The organism is Novosphingobium endophyticum, from assembly GCF_014640675.1.
In the GTDB taxonomy this organism is placed as follows: Bacteria; Pseudomonadota; Alphaproteobacteria; order Sphingomonadales; family Sphingomonadaceae; genus Novosphingobium; species Novosphingobium endophyticum.
Map to the genome: position 1 here is coordinate 1 of NZ_BMHK01000024.1, position 17,952 is coordinate 17,952.

The 17,952-nt window shown below is 66.3% G+C and carries 17 protein-coding genes; 9 read left to right on the forward strand and 8 right to left on the reverse strand.

Annotation, left to right across the window (positions count from 1 at the left end; genetic code table 11):
* Positions 1-270: 270 nt before the first annotated feature.
* Positions 271-483, forward strand: coding sequence for a hypothetical protein (locus tag IEX32_RS15065; RefSeq protein WP_188772374.1), 213 nt, complete (start codon positions 271-273; stop codon positions 481-483).
* A gap of 9 nt (positions 484-492) precedes the next feature.
* Here the strand turns inward: IEX32_RS15065 and IEX32_RS15070 are convergent, their stop codons facing one another.
* Entirely contained in the window at positions 493-1,962 is a 1,470-nt protein-coding gene (locus tag IEX32_RS15070; RefSeq protein WP_188772375.1) for a succinylglutamate-semialdehyde dehydrogenase, read from the reverse strand.
* A gap of 94 nt (positions 1,963-2,056) precedes the next feature.
* On the reverse strand, positions 2,057-3,457 hold the full coding sequence (locus tag IEX32_RS15075) for a protein adenylyltransferase SelO family protein (RefSeq protein WP_188772376.1): 1,401 nt from the start codon (positions 3,455-3,457) through the stop codon (positions 2,057-2,059).
* A gap of 66 nt (positions 3,458-3,523) precedes the next feature.
* On the opposite strand from IEX32_RS15075, the gene IEX32_RS15080 reads away from it, so the two are divergent.
* The 5 genes from IEX32_RS15080 to IEX32_RS15100 all read left to right on the forward strand — a co-directional run bounded on the left by IEX32_RS15080 (position 3,524) and on the right by IEX32_RS15100 (position 9,305).
* Complete coding sequence (locus IEX32_RS15080) at positions 3,524-4,396, forward strand: alpha/beta fold hydrolase (protein WP_188772377.1); 873 nt, start codon at positions 3,524-3,526, stop codon at positions 4,394-4,396.
* A 14-nt stretch (positions 4,397-4,410) separates the two neighbouring features.
* Positions 4,411-5,556 (forward strand): glycosyltransferase family 4 protein, encoded by a 1,146-nt coding sequence (locus IEX32_RS15085; RefSeq protein WP_188772378.1) that lies wholly within the window; start codon positions 4,411-4,413, stop codon positions 5,554-5,556.
* Positions 5,557-5,678: 122 nt separating this feature from the next.
* Positions 5,679-6,482 (forward strand): tetratricopeptide repeat protein, encoded by an 804-nt coding sequence (locus IEX32_RS15090; protein ID WP_188772379.1) that lies wholly within the window; start codon positions 5,679-5,681, stop codon positions 6,480-6,482.
* A 26-nt stretch (positions 6,483-6,508) separates the two neighbouring features.
* Entirely contained in the window at positions 6,509-7,870 is a 1,362-nt protein-coding gene (locus IEX32_RS15095) for an outer membrane protein assembly factor BamB family protein (RefSeq protein WP_188772380.1), read from the forward strand.
* A 109-nt stretch (positions 7,871-7,979) separates the two neighbouring features.
* Entirely contained in the window at positions 7,980-9,305 is a 1,326-nt protein-coding gene (locus tag IEX32_RS15100; RefSeq protein ID WP_188772381.1) for a methyltransferase family protein, read from the forward strand.
* Between the two features lie 59 nt (positions 9,306-9,364).
* Here the strand turns inward: IEX32_RS15100 and msrB are convergent, their stop codons facing one another.
* From msrB to IEX32_RS15120, 4 genes are all read right to left on the reverse strand, one after another.
* Positions 9,365-9,766, reverse strand: a complete 402-nt coding sequence (gene msrB, locus IEX32_RS15105; RefSeq protein WP_188772382.1) for a peptide-methionine (R)-S-oxide reductase MsrB — start codon at positions 9,764-9,766, stop codon at positions 9,365-9,367.
* Between the two features lie 106 nt (positions 9,767-9,872).
* Positions 9,873-11,471 carry an alkyl hydroperoxide reductase subunit F gene (ahpF, locus tag IEX32_RS15110; RefSeq protein ID WP_188772383.1) on the reverse strand — a complete coding sequence of 533 codons (1,599 nt, stop codon included), beginning with the start codon at positions 11,469-11,471 and terminating at the stop codon, positions 9,873-9,875.
* Between the two features lie 113 nt (positions 11,472-11,584).
* A complete protein-coding gene (ahpC, locus tag IEX32_RS15115; RefSeq protein ID WP_188772384.1) occupies positions 11,585-12,151 on the reverse strand; it encodes an alkyl hydroperoxide reductase subunit C in 567 nt (188 codons plus the stop codon).
* A gap of 235 nt (positions 12,152-12,386) precedes the next feature.
* Positions 12,387-13,646, reverse strand: a complete 1,260-nt coding sequence (locus IEX32_RS15120; protein ID WP_444543974.1) for an aspartate kinase — start codon at positions 13,644-13,646, stop codon at positions 12,387-12,389.
* 64 nt (positions 13,647-13,710) lie between these two features.
* On the opposite strand from IEX32_RS15120, the gene ubiG reads away from it, so the two are divergent.
* On the forward strand, positions 13,711-14,592 hold the full coding sequence (gene ubiG / locus IEX32_RS15125; RefSeq protein ID WP_188772385.1) for a bifunctional 2-polyprenyl-6-hydroxyphenol methylase/3-demethylubiquinol 3-O-methyltransferase UbiG: 882 nt from the start codon (positions 13,711-13,713) through the stop codon (positions 14,590-14,592).
* Between the two features lie 95 nt (positions 14,593-14,687).
* On the forward strand, positions 14,688-15,737 hold the full coding sequence (locus IEX32_RS15130) for an NAD(P)H-dependent amine dehydrogenase family protein (protein ID WP_188772386.1): 1,050 nt from the start codon (positions 14,688-14,690) through the stop codon (positions 15,735-15,737).
* Positions 15,738-15,740: 3 nt separating this feature from the next.
* Here IEX32_RS15130 and IEX32_RS15135 read toward each other — a convergent pair whose 3' ends face one another.
* Together IEX32_RS15135 and IEX32_RS15140 are read right to left on the reverse strand one after the other, a co-directional pair.
* Positions 15,741-16,076, reverse strand: coding sequence for an arsenate reductase (locus IEX32_RS15135; RefSeq protein WP_373285457.1), 336 nt, complete (start codon positions 16,074-16,076; stop codon positions 15,741-15,743).
* Between the two features lie 340 nt (positions 16,077-16,416).
* Entirely contained in the window at positions 16,417-16,728 is a 312-nt protein-coding gene (locus IEX32_RS15140; RefSeq protein WP_188772388.1) for an antibiotic biosynthesis monooxygenase family protein, read from the reverse strand.
* Positions 16,729-16,865: 137 nt separating this feature from the next.
* Between IEX32_RS15140 and aroC the strand changes: the two genes are divergently transcribed.
* Positions 16,866-17,948 (forward strand): chorismate synthase, encoded by a 1,083-nt coding sequence (aroC, locus tag IEX32_RS15145; RefSeq protein ID WP_188772389.1) that lies wholly within the window; start codon positions 16,866-16,868, stop codon positions 17,946-17,948.
* The last annotated feature ends 4 nt before the right edge of the window (positions 17,949-17,952 follow it).

Sequence of the window (17,952 nt, forward strand, 5' to 3'; positions counted from 1 at the left end):
CTCGGCTGCCGCTTCGCCGTTCCCAAAGCACGACACATTCCCTGGTTGCCAGACCTCGTCATCGCAGCTCAGGCATAAATGCCCCGGGATCTGCCCCGGTTACGTTTGTGACGGGTTAACCTGTTCGAATCGCAAAAAGTTCTGTAGAATGGCGCGGCCACCTTGGATGAAGATTCTGGTGTGCGCGGGGCACGGCGGGGATTGCTCGCCGCCTGCGCCCGTTGCATCGGCAGGGACCCTGTTCAGGGGGCATCCAAAGGAGAGTGCCTTATGGCTGATCCCTCACCTGTTGATCGTAGCAAGTGGCTGTGGATCTTCCTGATCCTGATAATATTCACGGTCCTCGTGATCTGGTTCTGGTCGATGATGGGCGAGAGCTACCAGCTGGCCGGCGAAGAAGAGACGGGGCCGGATGTGGAAGTCATCGTGCCCACGGCTCCAGAGCCGGAAGTGCCGCCGACGGACATTCCGGCGGCGGACTGACGCGATCGTCTATCTGAGCCCCACGCCGATCATGGCGCGCGGCTGTTCCATCTCGCCCGAGGCGACCGGGTAGGCGCAGTAGTCGGCGGCGTAGTAACCTGTCGGGCGGTGATTGCCCGAAAGGCCGATGCCGCCCATCGGCGCGGAGTGGCTCGGACCGGTCGTCGGGCGGTTCCAGTTGACGATGCCGGCGCGCACGTTGGCCCAGAAGCGGTTGTATTCCTGCGGGGTGCCGCCGATCAGCGACGCGGCGAGGCCGAAGCGGGTATTGTTGGCCTCCGCGATCGCCTCGTCGAGATCGTCCACGCGCACCACCTGCAGGATCGGGCCGAACAGCTCCACGTCGGGGCGGTCCTTCATGGCCGTCATGTCGATGATCGCGGGGCTGAGGAAAGGCAGCGCCTCCTGCGTGCGTACCAGGTGCTTGATCGCCCTGCCGCCATGGCTGAGCAGGTAGAGGAAGCTTTCGGTCAGCCCGTCGGCGGCGGCATTGTCGATCACCGGGCCCATGAAGGGTGCGGGCTCGTCGAACGGAGCGCCGACGATCACCCGGTCGGCCAGCGCTTTCACTTCGGCCATGACCGCGTCGTATATCGCATTCTTCACGATCAGCCGCCGCGTCGCGGTGCAGCGCTGGCCGGCCGTGGCGAAGGCGGACTGGACGATGATCGCGGCCGCGTCGGTCAGCTTGGGCGTGTCCCAGACCACCATCGGGTTGTTGCCGCCCATCTCCAGCGCGACGATCTTGTCCGGGCGCGTCGCCAGCCTGCGGTTGATGGAAATGCCGGCGTGCGCCGATCCGGTGAACAGCACCCCGTCCACCCCGTCATGCGCGACGAAGGCCTGGCCTTCCTCGGGGCCGCCGGGAGCGAACTGCATGACCGCCGAGGAAATGCCGGCGCGATTGAAGCAGCGGGCCAGGATCTCGCCCGAGGCCGGGGCCTTCTCGCTCGGCTTGAAGATCACCGCGTTGCCGGCGATAAGCGCGGGCACGATGTGGGCACCCGGCAGGTGCGCCGGGTAGTTGAAGGGGCCGAGCACGACGAGCACGCCATGCGGCTTGTGTCGTACCGCCATGGTCCCCTGCAGGGCGCTGTCGAGCTTGCGCTGCGACGTGCGCTCGGCATAGGCGCGGATCGAGCTCTCGACCTTGTTGATGACGCCTTCGACTTCGGCGTTGGCTTCCCACAGCGGCTTGCCGACCTCGCGGGCGATGGTGCGGGCGAGCGTGTCGGCTTCCTTGCGCACTTCGTTGGCGAAGCGGCGCACCAGTTCCATGCGGGTGGAGAGCGGCTGCGCGGCCCAGCCGGGCCAGGCGCGCCGCGCGCGATCGACCACGTCGCCGACGTCGCAAGGCTTGCCGCGCCAGATCTCGGCTCCCGTCGCCGGCTCGCGCGAGACGATGTCGGCCTTGTCGGTACCGGAATCGGGCGCCTGTTCGCTGGAGATTCTCGCCTGTTCTGTCGCTGCGGCGCTCATTACGGCTGGTGGTCCGTCCATTGTGATGGTTCGAGGTTTGGCCGTCTATGCCACACTTATTCCTACCGGGTTGCTAACGAGGGAATATTAATCATTACGAATGGCGAAATTCGGGCGCTGCGCCCAGATTCCGGCCCAGCTCGCGGATCTCGCCGATTTTCGCGTGGAGCGCGCTCCAGTCGTCGCGCTGGTCGATGTCGGACCAGATGCGCTCGACCTCGTCGATGAGCACGCCCGGCGGTGTGTCCATCGACCAGAACGGATCGTCGGTGGCGGCGGCGGGCGCATAGCCATTCAGCGCCTGACCGAAATCACCGTCGGGCGCCGCGCGAGCGCCGCGATGGTTGAAGAAGAACTCGTCGGGCGATTCTCCGGATTCGGTCATCCGGCGCTCGGCGGCCTGGATCAGCGCGCTGTCGGCCTCCAGCCCGCGCGATTCGACACCGAGCCGCCAGGCGAAGCGGCGGCACATCGCCTCCTGGTAGAGCGGTCCGAAGCGGTCGAGCGCGGCCACGAGCGGCTCGGTCTCGGTCAGCATCCTGAGCGCCACCGCGAACTGTCCGCAGTTCCACAGCACCGCCTCGGGCTGGCGGCCGAAGGCGTAGAGCCCGGCGTGGTCGAAATAGGCGGCAGTGAAGCGCGGGTCCCACTTCGGCAGCCAGCGCCACGGTCCGTAGTCGAAGCTCTCGCCCGAGATGTTCATGTTGTCGGTGTTGAGCACGCCGTGGACGAAGCCGGCGACCATCCACGAGGCGGCCAGGTCGGCGAGGCGCTCGACCACCTGATGCATCAGGATCACCGCGGGTTCGTCGCGGCCCGGCGCATCGCCCGGCGGCGCGCCGCCAGGGAAGGTTTCCAGGCAGTAGCCGACAAGCTGCTCCATGTGATCGCGCTCCTGGAACGCGAGCAGGCGCTGGAACGTGCCGATGCGGATGTGCCCGTGGCTGAGCCGCAGCAGCACGGCCGAGCGCGTGGGTGAGGGCTCGTCGCCGCGCCAGAGCGATTCGCCGGTCTCGACCACCGAGAAGGTCTTGGACGTATAGACGCCCAGCGCCTCGAGCATTTCGGTAGCGAGGATCTCGCGCACCGCGCCCTTGAGCGTCAGGCGTCCGTCGCCGTCGCGGCTGTACGGCGTCTGGCCCGAGCCCTTGGTGCCGAGATCGAGCAGGCGGCCCTCGCCATCGCGCATCTGCGCGAAGAGGAACCCGCGTCCGTCACCGATCTCGGGATTGTACACGCGGAACTGATGGCCATGATAGCGCAGCGCCAGCGGCTCCGGCAGGTTTCGCGCCAGCGGCTCGAAACGGCCGAAGTGCGCGATCCATTCCGCGTCGCTCAGACCGTCCAGTCCGACGGCGGCGGCCCAGCGGTCGTTGCGGAAGCGCAAGGTGTGTTTGGGGAATTGCGCTGCGGACACCGCGTCGGCGAGCCACGGGGCGATCGTCTCGATTTTTGTATCGGGACGATAGGCACTTGCTTGCGGTTCGCTTCCCATAAGGCGATAGTGGGGTCCGCACGGCGGCCGATCAAGGCCCGACGCAAAGGAGGACCCCGCTTCGGCATGTCGGATTACGAGGATCGGTTCTGGACGAGCCGCGACGGGGTGAAGTTGCATTTTCGGGATTATGCGGGGCCGGGCTCTCCCGAGGGGGACGCGAAGCCGCCGGTGATCTGCCTGCCCGGCCTCACCCGCAACGCGCGCGACTTTGAACTGCTGGCGCCGCGTCTGGCGGCGCGGTGGCGCGTGCTGTGCCCGGACATGCGCGGGCGCGGGGACAGCGAATATGCAAAGGATGCGGCCACATATAATCCGGTGCAGTATTGCGAGGACGTGCTGGCGCTGCTCGATCAGGAAAATATTGGCCGCTTCGTCGCCATCGGGACTTCGCTGGGCGGCCTGATGACGATGGGGCTCGCGCTCGCCGCGCCCGAGCGGATCGCGGGGGCCGTGCTCAACGATGTCGGACCGCTGTTGGAGCCCGTGGGCCTTTCGCGCATCCTCGACTACGTGGGGCAGGGTCGCAATTTCGCGACTTGGGTTCACGCCGCCCGCGCGCTGGAGGGGACGCACGGCGCGGCCCATCCGGGGCAACCGCTCGACTTCTGGATCGGCAAGGCCAAGCAGTTGATGGCGCTCGGCTCGAACGGCCGTATCGTCTTCGACTATGACATGAAGATCGCGGAGCCGCTGCGCGAACAGGATCTGGAGAGCCCGGCGGACCTCTGGCCGGCTTGGGAAGCGCTCGCCGGCCGGCCGCTGCTGGTGCTGCGCGGCGCGCTGTCGGACCTGCTGAGCGAGGCGACCCTGAAGCGGATGATCGCGCGCGTCCCCGAGGCGGAGGCCGTGACGCTGGACAATGTCGGCCACACGCCCACGCTCGACGAACCCGAGGCCATCGCCGCGATCGAGCGACTTCTGGCGCGGGTCGCCTGAGGTTCGCCGCAGGCATGAAAGGTTCGGCTCGCTTGCGCATGCTCCATCTTCATTCGAGCTTCTCGGCCGGCGGCAAGGAACTGCGCGCGGCGCGGCTGATGAATGCCTTCGGGACGAAGGTGGAGCACACCGTCGTCTCGGCCCAGCCGGGGGCCTATGGCGCCGCCGTGGTGATCGACCCCTCGCTGTCGGTCCGCTATCCCGAGACCTTTCCGGACCTCCAGGGCACGCCGACGCCCGGACGCCTCTGGCGCATCGCGCGCGCGCTCCGGGGGCACGACCTCATTCTCACCTATAATTGGGGCGCGATGGACGCGGTGCTCGCGCATGCGCTGTACCGCCGCGTGCTGCGGCTGCCGCCGCTGGTCCATCATGAGGACGGCTTCAACGAGGACGAGGCCGGCGGACTCAAGGCCTCGCGCAACTGGTTCCGCCGCGTCGCGCTGAGGGGCGCATCCGCGCTGGTCGTTCCCTCGAAACGGCTTGAGGGAATCGCCCTCGAAGCCTGGCACCAGCCGCGCGGGCGGGTGAAAGTGATTCCGAACGGCATCGATTGTGCCGCCTATGTCGACAAGCCCCGGCCCGATGTCCTGCCGGGCATCGCCAAGCAGCCGGGCGAGAAATGGCTCGGGACGCTTGCCGGACTGCGGCCGGTCAAGAACCTGCCGCGTCTGGTCCGCGCCTTCGCGGCGCTGCCGGAGGACTGGCGCCTCGTGATCCTCGGCGAAGGGCCGGAGCGCGCGGCAATCATGGCGCAGGCGCGCGAGAGCGGCGTGGCTGCGCGGGTCCATCTTCCGGGCTTCGTCGCCGAACCTTCGCACGCGGTGGGGCTGTTCGATCTCTTCGCGCTGTCTTCCGACAGCGAGCAGTTCCCGATCTCGGTGGTCGAAGCGATGGCGGCGGGGCTCGCGGTGGCATCGCCCGCGGTCGGCGACGTGGCCGGGATGGTTTCGGCGGAAAACCGGGGACATATCACGGCCCCCGGCGATGAGGCGGCGCTGGCCGTAGCGCTGCGTGAACTGGCGCTTGATCCCGAGCTACGTCTGCGCATCGGCATCGCGAACCGCGCCCATGCGCAGGCATATTACGATGAAAATACAATGATTTCCGCCTATCGTTCGGTATACGGGCAGGCGGTGGGCGGCCTTGCCGCGATCTGAACCGCAAGCCCATTCACCGGTGCTTCACCACGGGACGTGCAGCGATCATCCCCGTTGAAAAGCCCCGCCTATTCGCTAAACAGCCCGCAACCATTCCGATTTCCGCAGAAAGCGCCCGAAAATTGGCTCTGCCTCCTTCCGAAAACACCCCCGGCAACGACAAGACCGCACAGCGACTCGCAGCGCAGCAGGATGTGTTCCTGCGCGAGGTCGACGATGCGGTGCGTCAGGACCGGCTCGAAAGCTTCTTCACGCGCTATGGCAAGCCGCTGCTGGTGCTGATCGTGTTGGGTATCCTGGCCTTCGGCGGCTACCTCTACTGGGAACATCGGCAGACGCAGCTGCGGGAGCAGAATGCCGAAAACTTCATCCAGGCGCTCGACAGCGTGAAAGCCGGCAATTTCGATGAGGCCAGGTCGAAGCTGGAAACGCTGGCGGGCGAAAGTTCGGGCGGCAGCGCCGCGTCCGCGAAGCTGCTGCTGGCGGGCATCGCGCTGGAGCAGGACAAGACCGACGACGCGCTCAGGCTCTATGGCGAAGTGGCCGGCGACGAAAGCGCGCCGCAGCCGCTGCGCGATCTGGCGACCGTGCGTGAAGTCGCGGCGAACTTCGATGCAATGAAGCCGCAGGCCGTCGTCGATCGACTCAAGCCTTATGCCGCGCCGGGCAATCCCTGGTTCGGCGTAGCCGGCGAACTCGTGGGCATGGCCTACCTGAAGATGGACAAGAAGGACCAGGCTGGACCTCTCTTCGCGGCGATCGCCAAGGACGAGGATGTCAGCCCGTCCCTGCGCAGCCGCGCCCGCCAGCTCGCCGCCGTGCTGGGCGTGGACGCGGTCGAGGACGTGGTCGATGACAAGGGTGAACCTTTCGGCAAGGATGGCCAGACGGCCGTCGCCGTTGCCGACGGGACCGCCGGAGAATGAACAGAATGTTTCGTGAGGATCCGCGCATGAAGGCCACCGCCCCGAATACCCGAGGCTCCCATACCCGCAAGGCCGTCCCGCTGCTGGCACTGGCGATGGTGATGGGCCTGTCGGGCTGCAAGATGTTCGGAGGCAAGGAAGGCCCCAAAACGCCCACTGTCGGTGAGCGTGTGCCGATCCTCTCGCGGATCGAGAGCGGCGCGAAAGTCGATCCCACGCTCGGCGCGGTCAGCGTGATCCTGCCGCCGCAAGAGGCCGGGGCAGACTGGGCGCAGGCCGGCGGTACCGCCAACAAGGCCTATGGCCACCTTGCGCTTGCCGCGAACCCATCGCGCGTCTGGACAGTCTCCGTGGCCGGCTCGTCGCAGCGCCAGCGGCTCGCCGCTTCGCCGGTTATCGGCAACGGGCTGCTCTACGTGATGGACACCGATGGCGTGGTTCATGCTTTCGACGCCGGCAGCGGTGCGCGGGTCTGGAGCAAGAGCTTTGCCGTCTCGGGCGACGGTTCGAAGTCGGTCTTCGGCGGCGGCGTCAGCTACGATGCGGACAAGGTCTACGTCACCACCGGAACCGGCGAAGTCGCCGCGCTCAATGCCTCGAATGGCGAGCAAATCTGGCTCAAGAAGCCTGCCGGGCCGCTGCGCGGTTCGCCCACGCTTGCGTTCAACGCCGTCTACGTGATGACGCAGGACAACCAGATCATCGCGCTCAATGCCGCCGACGGGCAGCTCATCTGGAATGAATCCGGCTCGCTCTCGCAGGCGGGCGTGTTTGGCGTTGCCGCACCGGCCGCCGGGCAGGGCACGGTGATTGCCGGTTACTCCTCGGGCGAACTCGTCGCCTACCGTTATGAGAACGGACGCGAGCTCTGGTCCGACGCGCTGGCCCGTACCTCGATCTCCACAGAGGTCGGTAGCCTGACCGACGTCGATGCCGATCCGATCATCGACCGTGGCTACGTCTACGCGCTCGGTCAGGGCGGCCGCATGGCCGCCTATGAACTGGTGACCGGCCAGCGCATATGGGAGCTCAATCTCGCCGGTATCTCGACCCCAGCGGTGGCGGGCGACTGGATCTTCACGCTCGACGACCATGCCGAGCTCCTCGCGATCCAGCGTACCACCGGCAAGGTCCGCTGGCTCACGCAGCTCCAGCGTTACCGCAATCAGGAAAAGCGCAAGGACCCGATCTTCTGGGTTGGCCCGGTGCTCGCCGGCAACAAGCTCTGGGTGGCCAACACGCGCGGGCAGGTTTCCACGGTCGACCCCATGAGCGGCGAGGCAACGCCTTTCACCGAGCTGAATGCCGGCGTGTCGCTGGCGCCCGTCGTCGCCAACCAGACGCTGTACATCCTCGACGATTCGGGCCGGATTACCGCGTTCCGCTAGGGCGGACAGCGACAACGTCATCCCGGCCCTCGCCGGGAGGGCGATCGTGTCCAGCTTCAGCATATCGCCGTTTCCGGCGCCTTAACCATTTATCGCTAGGCGATTGGGCATGAGCAATGCCCAATCGTTCGACGCGCGCCGGCCGGTCAGCGATGTCTCGGCAGGCGTGGGCCTTGCCGGGCTGGCCGCTCTGGTGGCCTGGCTGCTGGTCTGCCGCAACTGGGCCGCGATTGCCGTGTTTTTCTCGCTTCCCGGTCCTCACGCGCCGCTGAGCGGGCCTTATGCGTCGGTCGCGACGCTGTTCGTCACGGGCATTGCGATGTCGCTATGGTCGATCGTGGTGGACAAGGTTCACCGCCGCGAGAGCACGGGGATCGACTGGAGCCGGGCGCGGCCGCTTGCGGAGACGCTCGATGTCTCGATCACCAAGCTCGCCGGCCTTTGGGCGACCTGGGCGGCGATCGGCTTCTTCTACTGCATCGGTCGCTGGTACTGGGACGGACAATACCTCTTCGCGATGGAAGTGATCGGCGCGGCGGCGGTGCCGGTCTTCGTGCTGTCGGTTCCCTATGTCCTCTGGCTCGACCGCTACATGGTGAACCCGCGCGACCACACATGGCATTTCGGCGCCATGCTGATCGGACGCGAAGCCTGGCAGACGCAGGAGGTGAAGAAGCACTGGCGCGCCTGGGGAATCAAGGCGTTCTTCGGCGCCTTCATGATCTCGATCCTGCCGGGCGGCTTCGCCCGCGTGGTCGAGGCTGACTTCGGCGCGCTGGCGCACGATCCGGTGCAACTGGGCACGCTGCTGATAGAGGCACTGTTCCTGATTGACGTGCAGATCGGCACGGTCGGCTATCTCTTCACCTTCCGCGCGCTCGATGCGCATATCCGCAGCGGCAATCCGCTGCTGGCCGGCTGGGTGGCGGCGCTGATCTGCTATCCGCCGTTCGTCTGGGGCACGATGGGCCGCTCCGACGTGCTGGGCTATGAGGTGAACACGGGCGGCTGGGCCTACTGGATGCAGGGGCATGACGCGCTGCTGTGGTTCTGGGCCGGCCTGCTGGTCTTTCTGACCGCCATCTACGCCTGGGCGACTTTCGCCTTTGGCCTGCGCTTCTCCAACCTCACCTATCGGGGGGTGCTGACGGGCGGGCCCTATCGCTTCACCCGCCACCCGGCCTATTTGTCGAAGAACCTGTTCTGGTGGTGCTCGACACTGCCTTTTCTCGTCACCAGCAATGCCCTGACCGACATGGTGCGCAACACGGTGCTGCTCGGCGTGGTCAGCGCGATCTATTACTGGCGGGCAAAGACAGAGGAAGCGCATCTTCTGTCCGAAGATGCCAAGTATCGGGAATACCATGCATGGATGGCGCACAACGCGCTGATCACGCGCACGCTGGACCGCCTGTTCAGCCGCCTCCAGCGTTAACCGCGTGTGCTGCCGGCGGAGTGAATTCGCTTCGTCCCTCCCGGGAGGGGCGGACCTCTTCAGTCCTCCTTCGGTGCGAAATCCAGCGATGCGCTGTTGATGCAATAGCGCAGACCCGTTGGCCCCGGACCGTCGGGAAAGACGTGACCGAGGTGGCCGTCGCATTTCGCGCAGGTCACTTCGGTGCGGACCATGCCGTGCGAGGCGTCGCGATGTTTCTCGACCGCGGCGTCGGAGACGGGCTCGGTATAGCTTGGCCAGCCCGAGCCGGAATTGAACTTGGCCTCGGAGGAGAACAGCGGCGCGCCGCAGCCGGCGCAACGGTACATGCCCGCCTGCTTGTTATCCTCGTACTTGCCGGTGAAGGCCCTCTCTGTGCCGGCCTCGCGCAGGACGTGATAGCGCTCGGGCGTGAGCCGCTCGCGCCATTCGGCATCGGTGAGTTGGAGCTTGTCGGTCATCGCGGGATCTCCTTGCGCAAAGGCATATGGGCGATCACGCCGGGCATTTCCAGAGCGGCCGCAAGGCCGCTCGCGCGCGGCCTTGCGGCTTCGACCCGTTCCGTCCTCAGGCCGCTTGCGCGGCCTCGGCGATTTCTTCCGGAGCCTCGTGACGGATCAGGTAGTCGAAGGCGGAGAGCGCCGCCTTGGAGCCTTCGCCCATGGCGATGATGATCTGCTTGAAGGGCACCGTCGTCGCATCGCCCGCCGCGAAGACGCCGGGCAGGTTGGTAGCGGCGTGGCTGTCGATCTCGATCTCGCCGAAGCGGGTCAGTTCCAGCCCCGAGTCCTTGAGCCACTCGGTATTGGGCACCAGCCCGATCTGCACGAAGACGCCTTCAAGCTCGATCCGGTGCGTCTCGCCGCTTTCGCGGTCCTTGTATTCCAGGCCGTTCACCTTCTCGCCGTCGCCGGTGACTTCGGTGGTCTGGGCGGAGACGATCACGTCGACATTGCCCATCGAGCGCAGTTTGTCGTGTAGCACCTGATCGGCACGCAGCTTGCTGTCGAACTCGATCAGCGTGACGTGCGCGACGATGTTGGCAAGGTCGATCGCCGCCTCGACGCCCGAGTTGCCGCCGCCGATCACCGCCACGCGCTTGCCCTTGAACAGCGGTCCGTCGCAGTGCGGGCAGTAAGCCACACCCTTGTTGCGATACTCCGCCTCGCCGGGAACGCCCAGGTTGCGCCAGCGCGCACCGGTGGTGAGGATCAGCGACCGGGCCTTGAGCGAGGCGCCGTTCTCGAACACGACCTCGTGATAGCCGCCCGTCTCGCTCGCCGGGATCAGCTTGTCGGCGCGCAGCAGGTTCATCGTGTCGATGTCGTATTCCTTGACGTGCTGCTCGAGCGCGGTCGCCAGCTTGGGACCTTCGGTGTAGGGGACCGAGATGAAGTTCTCGATGCCCATCGTGTCCATCACCTGGCCGCCCATGCGTTCCGCCGCGATCCCGGTGCTGAAGCCCTTGCGCGCGGTATAGATCGCCGCCGAGGCCCCGGCGGGGCCGCCGCCGATGACGAGGACTTCGAAGGGCTTCTTCGCGGCCAGCTTCTCCGCCGCCCGGGCTGAGGCGCCGCCGTCGACCTTGGCGAGGATTTCATCGACGTTCATCTTGCCCGAGCCCCACATCTTGCCGTTCAGGAACACGGCGGGCACGGCCATGACGCCGCGCGTCTCGACCTCGTCCTTGAACGCGCCGCCCTCGATCAGGGTGGCGGTGACGCGCGGATTGTTCAGTGCCAATAGCGTCAGGGCCTGCACCACGTCCGGACAATTGTGGCACGAGAGCGAGAAGTACATCTCGAACTCGTAGTCGCCTGCCAGTCGCCGGATCTGCTCGAGCACTTCGTCGGAGACCTTGGGCGGATGACCGCCGGCCCAGAGCAGTGCGAGCACCAGCGAGGTGAATTCGTGGCCGAGCGGAACGCCCGCGAAGCGGACCCAGGCCTGCGCGTCGGAGGCGCGGCGGATGATGAAGCTGGGCTTGCGGTCATCCTCGCCGTCGAAGGTCGCGGAAACCTTGTCGGAAAGGTCGGATATCTGCGTCAGCAGCTCGCGGGTTTCCGCCGATTTCGCATCGTCGCCAAGCGAGGCGACAAGCTCGATCGGCTCGCGCAGCATGCCGAGGTACTGGGAGAGCTGCTGCTTCAGGTCGGCGTCGAGCATCGAACTGGGTCCTTGGATAAAATGCGGGAGAGGAATGGTGGCGGCCCGGGGGAGGGGGGAGGGACCCCGGGCCGCGCACCCTTCGCGCGCGACCCTAAAGCGTCGCGGCGGGCTTAGAGCTTGCCGACAAGGTCGAGCGAAGGAGCGAGGGTCTCGCCGCCTTCTTCCCACGCCGCCGGGCAAACCTGGCCGGGGTGGGCACGCACGTACTGGGCGGCCTTGATCTTGCGGACGAGTTCGGACGCATTGCGGCCAACGCCTTCGCAGGTGATTTCCATGATCTGGATCACGCCGTCCGGGTCGACCACGAAGGTCGCGCGGTCGGCAAGGCCCGAATCCTCGCGCAGCACGCCGAAGTTTTTGGTCAGCGCGTGGTTCTGGTCGCCGAGGAAGGCATAATCGCACTTGCCGATCTTGTCGGAGGTGTCATGCCAGGCCTTGTGGCTGAAGTGCGTGTCTGTCGAAACGCCGAACACTGCCACGCCCATGTCCTTGAGAATCTCGTACTGCGCGGCGAGGTCCTCAAGCTCGGTCGGGCAAACGAAAGTGAAGTCGGCCGGATAGAAGAAGAACACCGCCCACTTGCCGGCGATGTCCGCTTCGGTGACGTCGTAGAAGTCCTTGCCTGCCTGGAAAGCGGTGTTCTTGAACGGTTTTATGGTGCTGCCGATGATACCCATGGTTGTGCGTTTCCCTCTGTTGGGTGTTGAACTGACCAGAGGGAAATAGGCCCATCGCATGACGATTTGTAGCGCGATGATCCGATTGGCTTGATCGGATCGCCCGATTATTCTGCGATGAATTGTGCGTATCCGCCGATAAGAGGCGGGCGAGCTGCGATTGCGGCCTCATGCGCCGCAGGTCGACGTCCGGACCCGGACGCCGCCTTCAGCCGCGAGGGAGCATGGCGCTGGCTCAGGCCGTCGCGTCGAGCCCGTAGGCGGTGTGCAGCACGCGCACGGCCAGTTCGGTTTCGTCGGAATCGATCAGCACCGAGACCTTGATCTCGCTGGTGGAGATCGCCTGGATGTTGATGCCGCGATCGGCCAGCGTCTTGAACATGGTGGAGGCAACGCCGGCATGGCTGCGCATGCCCACGCCCACGACGCTGATCTTGGCGACCTTGTCGTCGGCGATCATGCGGTAATAGCCGATTGCCTCCTTGCGTTCCTCCAGCATCGCCTGCGCGCGGGCAAGGTCGGCCTGGGTCACGGTGAACGTGACGTCGGTCTCGCCCTTGTCCTTGGGGACGTTCTGGATGATCATGTCGACGTTGATGTTCGCGTCGGCCAGCGGCGCGAAGATCGCGGCGACGGCGCCGGGGCGGTCCGGCACGCGGGTCAGGGTGATCTTCGCTTCGTTCTTGTCGGCGGCGATGCCGGTGATCAGCTGGCGTTCCATGTCGCTTCCTTCCAATTCCTCATCGCTCACGATCATCGTGCCGGGCAGGTCGTCCGCCGGCGGGGCGCCGTCGTCGATGAATGAGGATAGCACCTGCACGCGCACGTTTTCCTTCATCGCGAGGGAGACCGAGCGGGTCTGCAGCACTTTCGAGCCGACCGAGGCCAGCTCCAGCATTTCCTCGTAGGTGACGAGCGGCAGCTTGCGCGCCTTGGCGACGATGCGCGGATCGGTGGTGTAGACGCCGTCGACGTCGGTGTAGATGTCGCAGCGGTCGGCCTTGACGGCGGCCGCGACGGCAACCGCCGAGGTGTCCGAGCCGCCGCGCCCCAGCGTGGTGACACGACCCTCGGGCGAGAGGCCCTGGAAGCCGGGGATCACCGCGATCTCGCCCGCCGCCATCGAGGCGATCACGGCTTCGGAATCGATCTCCTCGATCCGCGCCTTGGCGTGGGCATCGTCGGTGTGGACGGGAATCTGCCAGCCCAGCCACGAGCGCGCCTTGCAACCCATCGCCTGCAGGGTCAGCGCGAGCAGGCCGGAGGTGACCTGTTCGCCGCTCGCGACGACAACGTCATACTCGGCCGGATCGTAGAGCGCGTTGGATTCGCGGCAGAAGGTCACGAGCCGGTCGGTCTCGCCGGCCATGGCGGAGACCACCACCGCGACTTCGTGACCGGCCTCCTGTTGGCGCTTGACGATCCCCGCCACGCGCCGGATGCGCTCGGTCCCGGCCATCGAGGTGCCGCCGAATTTCATCACGATACGTGCCAAGGTGCCGGTGCTCCCCGTGAATGCGCGAGTGGATAAGATTTCGGCGCGCTGTTAGGGTCGGTCCATGAACAATGCAACTGCCACGAGCACGAGCGCAAGCGACGCGGCCGCTTCCGCGACCATTCGTCCCGAGGAAGCCAAGCATTTTGGCGCCCTGGCGGCCGATTGGTGGGACCCGAAGGGTTCCTCGGCAATGCTGCACAAACTCAATCCGGTGCGCTTGTCCTTCATCCGCGAGGCGATCGACATGCATTTCCGGAGTGATTCGCGGTCCGTCCGTCCGCTTGCGGGCAGGCGCGCGCTCGACGCCGGGTGCGGCGCCGGATTGCTCTGCGAACCGCTCGCCCGCCTTGGCGCGGATGTCACGGGCGTCGATGCGGCGCAGGAGAATATCGCCGCCGCCCGCGCCCATGCCGAGGCGATGGGGCTGCTTGCCCCCCTCCCCTTCAGGGGAGCGGCCGGGGGTGGGGGCTCACCGGTAACGCCGTGCCAGGACGAGCCCCCCCACCCCAACCCCTCCCCTGAAGGGGAGGGGCTTCCAGGCACGATCGACTACCGCCAGGGCGAACTCGGCGCGATGGGGCTCAGGGACTTCGATCTGGTCTGCTCGCTCGAAGTGATCGAGCACGTGGGCGACAAGGGACGCTTCATCCACGACCTGGCCGCGACGCTGGCGCCGGGCGGGCTGATGATCCTCTCCTGCCCCAACCGCACCGCACGCTCGCGCCTGCTGGTGGTGGAGGCCGCCGAACGCCTCGGGCAGGTCCCGCGCGGCACGCACCACTGGCATGATTTCGCCACGCCTGGCGAACTGCGCGAACTGCTCGGCGCCGCAGGGCTGGTGATGGGCGAGCCGAAAGGCATTTCGTGGTCGCCCACGCGCAGCCTGCACCTTTCGGACGATCTTTCGCTCAACTACATCGTCACCGCCACGAAGGCGTCATAGTCCCCATTGTGGAACTATCCCCGCGCCCCGCTCCGGGTGAGACTTGCCTGCAATCCCGGCCGGCAAATGCCGGCGGGTCGAGGGAGAGAGACAAGATGGACAAGCTGCGCGTCATCCAGTGGACCACCGGGAAGGTCGGCAAGCACAGCCTGCGCGCGATCCTCGACGATCCGCGCCTCGAACTGGCGGGATGCTATGCCTGGTCCGAGGCCAAGAAGGGCGTCGATGCGGGGGAACTCTGCGGACGGCCCGCGACCGGGATCATGGCCACCAACGATATCGAGGACCTGATCGCGCTGGGCGCCGATACGGTGCTCTACACGCCTTTCGAGGCGGACCTCGATCAGGCGGTCCGGCTGCTCGAATCCGGGCTCGACGTGGTCAGCACCAACCTGTTCCTCAACGTCGGCGGCATTCGCGGCGAGGTAAAGGAGCGGCTCGAGGCGGCCTGCAAGAAAGGCAACAGCTCGCTCTACGTCACCGGCATCAATCCCGGCTGGATAAACGCGATGATCGCCAGCTTCACCGCGATCTGCCGCGACGTCGAATCGGTCTCGATCACCGAATCGGCGGACTGCTCGGTTTACGAATCGGTCGAGACCTGGGGCTTCCTCGGCATGGGGGAGGCGGGCGGCATGACCGACGAACTGATGGGCCGCGCGCAGGCCTGGCTGATCCTGTTCAGGGACGCGGTCGAGCGCATCGGCGACGCGCTCGGGGTGACCTTCGACGATGTCGAGTTCTTCTGCGAATACGCGACTGCCGCCGAAAAGGTCGACCTCGGCTGGTTCTGCATGGAGAAGGGCACCAACGCCGCGCTGCGTGGCGGCTGGAATGGCAAGGTGGGCGGCAGGACCGTCGTGAGCATCACCGTGGTCTGGTACCTGGCGAAGAAGCTCGCCGAAGGGTGGGACATCGACGAGGACCAGTACCATCTCGTCGTGAAGGGAGAGCCGGGCATCGACAGCCGCATCCGTCTGACCCCGGCCGAGCACTGGAAAAACCACGACTGGGACATCATGACCGCGCTGCCCGCCGTCTCGGCGGTGCCGCAGATCAAGGCGGCGCGCAGCGGGGTGCTGGGGATCACCGATGTCGGGCTGCCCGTCGCGCCGGTCGGAGAGTGGCTGCGCGACCGGGCCTGAGCCTCAGGAAAGCGCCGCTTCCCACTCGGCCTCTTTGAAGCCGACGAGCAGTCCGCCGGGATGCTCGACCACCGGCCGCTTGATGCAGCTGGGGTTCGCGGCCATCATCTTCACCGCCTTGGCCGCGTCGAGATCGGCCTTGTCCTCATCGGGGAGCTTGCGGAACGTGGTGCCGGCGCGGTTCAGCACCTTTTCCCAGCCGGCCTTAGCAGCCCACGCCTCCAGCTTCGCGGCGTCGGCGCCTTCCTTCTTGTAGTCATGGAAGGTGTATTCCAGCCCTTGCGCGTCCAGCCACTTACGCGCCTTCTTTACGGTGTCGCAGTTGGGGATGCCGAACATGTCTAACGTCACTCGCCACTCCAATTTCGAAGCCAATGGCGCCGGTCTAGCCAAGAACCGTCCGCAATCAAGTCGACCGAGCAAGCAGCGGATTTTCCGGATACGCTGACAAAATGGACGTTGCCGATCCTCCCCCACCGGGGGAGGGGGACCGCCCGCAGGGCGGTGGAGGGGGTTTGCACACGCCAGCATTGCGCCCGACCGCGCCCCCTCCGTCAGTCACTTCGTGACAGCCACCTCCCCCGGAAGGGGAGGATTTCAAGTTACCGCTCCGCCAACTTGCCGGTCATTCAACACGTGGCGGGCAACTCCTCAAAGCGGATGCCGCAGAAGTAGACGCTCAAGCCCGGGTCCGTTCGAAGCGGTGGATGCGTGGCGAATCGCACGCGAACACTGTGTAGTTCTCGTAATAGCCGGAGCGCCCGCGGCCTTGCACGGCGGCGTGTTCGGCATGGCGCCCCCACGCCCGCGCGCTGGCCTCGTCGGCCCATTCGGACAGGGCGATCACTTCGCCGTCCTCGCCGGCGTAACTCTTGAATGAGTGGAAGCCGGGTTGCCTGCGGGCGAGCTCCTCCATCGCCTGCGCGTCGCGGGCATAGGCCCGCGCGTCGATGTCGGCGCGTTTGCAATTGCGGAACACGACAAGAAACATGGGCAGCCTAATGCCGCGTTCGGCATGCTTCGACAAGTTCAGCATGAACGGGGGGTGGGCGCAAAAATGTCACTTCCGCTCGTGCCGAGCCTGTCGAAGGATGGACAAATCCGGCGTCACAAGACAAAGCGCAAGGCATGAGCGTCAACAGCTTCGGCCATCTATTCCGTTTCACCACCTGGGGCGAAAGCCACGGGCCGGCGATCGGAGCCGTCGTCGACGGGTGCCCGCCGGGGCTGGAGATCGACGAGAGTCTGATCCAGCCCTTCCTCGATGCGCGCCGTCCGGGCCAGTCGAAGTTCACCACGCAGCGCCAGGAGCCGGACAAGGTCCGTATCCTTTCAGGCGTGTTCGAGGCCCCCGACGGCATGCGGCGCACCACGGGGACCCCGATCAGCCTGATGATCGAGAACGTCGACCAGCGCTCGAAGGACTATTCGGACGTGGCCAAGGCCTATCGTCCCGGCCATGCCGACTATGCCTACGATGCCAAGTACGGCTTTCGCGACTATCGCGGCGGCGGGCGCAGCTCCGCGCGCGAGACCGCGAGCCGCGTGGCCGCGGGCGCGGTGGCGCGGCTCGTCATTCTCGAAGTCTCGATCCTCGGCTACGTCGCGGAACTCGGCGGCGACGCGATCGACATGGCGAACTTCGACCCCGCCGAGATATGCCGAAACCCATTCTTCTGCCCCGACGCCAAGGCGGCGAAGCGGTGGGAGAAGATCGTCGACAAGGCCCGCAAGGCCGGTTCCTCGGTCGGCGCCGTAGTGGAATGCGTGGCGACCGGCGTACCCGCCGGCTGGGGCGCGCCGCTGTATGGCAAGCTCGACGCCGATCTGGCCGCCGCGATGATGGGCATCAACGCGGTCAAGGGCGTCGAGATCGGCGACGGCTTCGCCGCCGCGCGCCTCACCGGCGAGGAGAACGCCGATCCCATGCGCCCCGGAGAGCACGGCCCGGATTTCCTTGCCAACCATGCGGGCGGGATCGCCGGCGGTATTTCCACCGGCCAGCCCCTCACGGTGCGCGTTGCCTTCAAGCCGACCAGTTCGATCCTCACCCCGCAGCCGACGATCACGCGCGAAGGCGAAGCGACGGAGCTGTTCACCAAAGGCCGCCACGATCCCTGCGTCGGCATTCGCGGCGTGCCGGTGGTCGAGGCGATGATGGCGCTGGTGCTGGCGGACCACAAGCTCCTGCACCGGGGGCAGTGCGGGTAGCCGC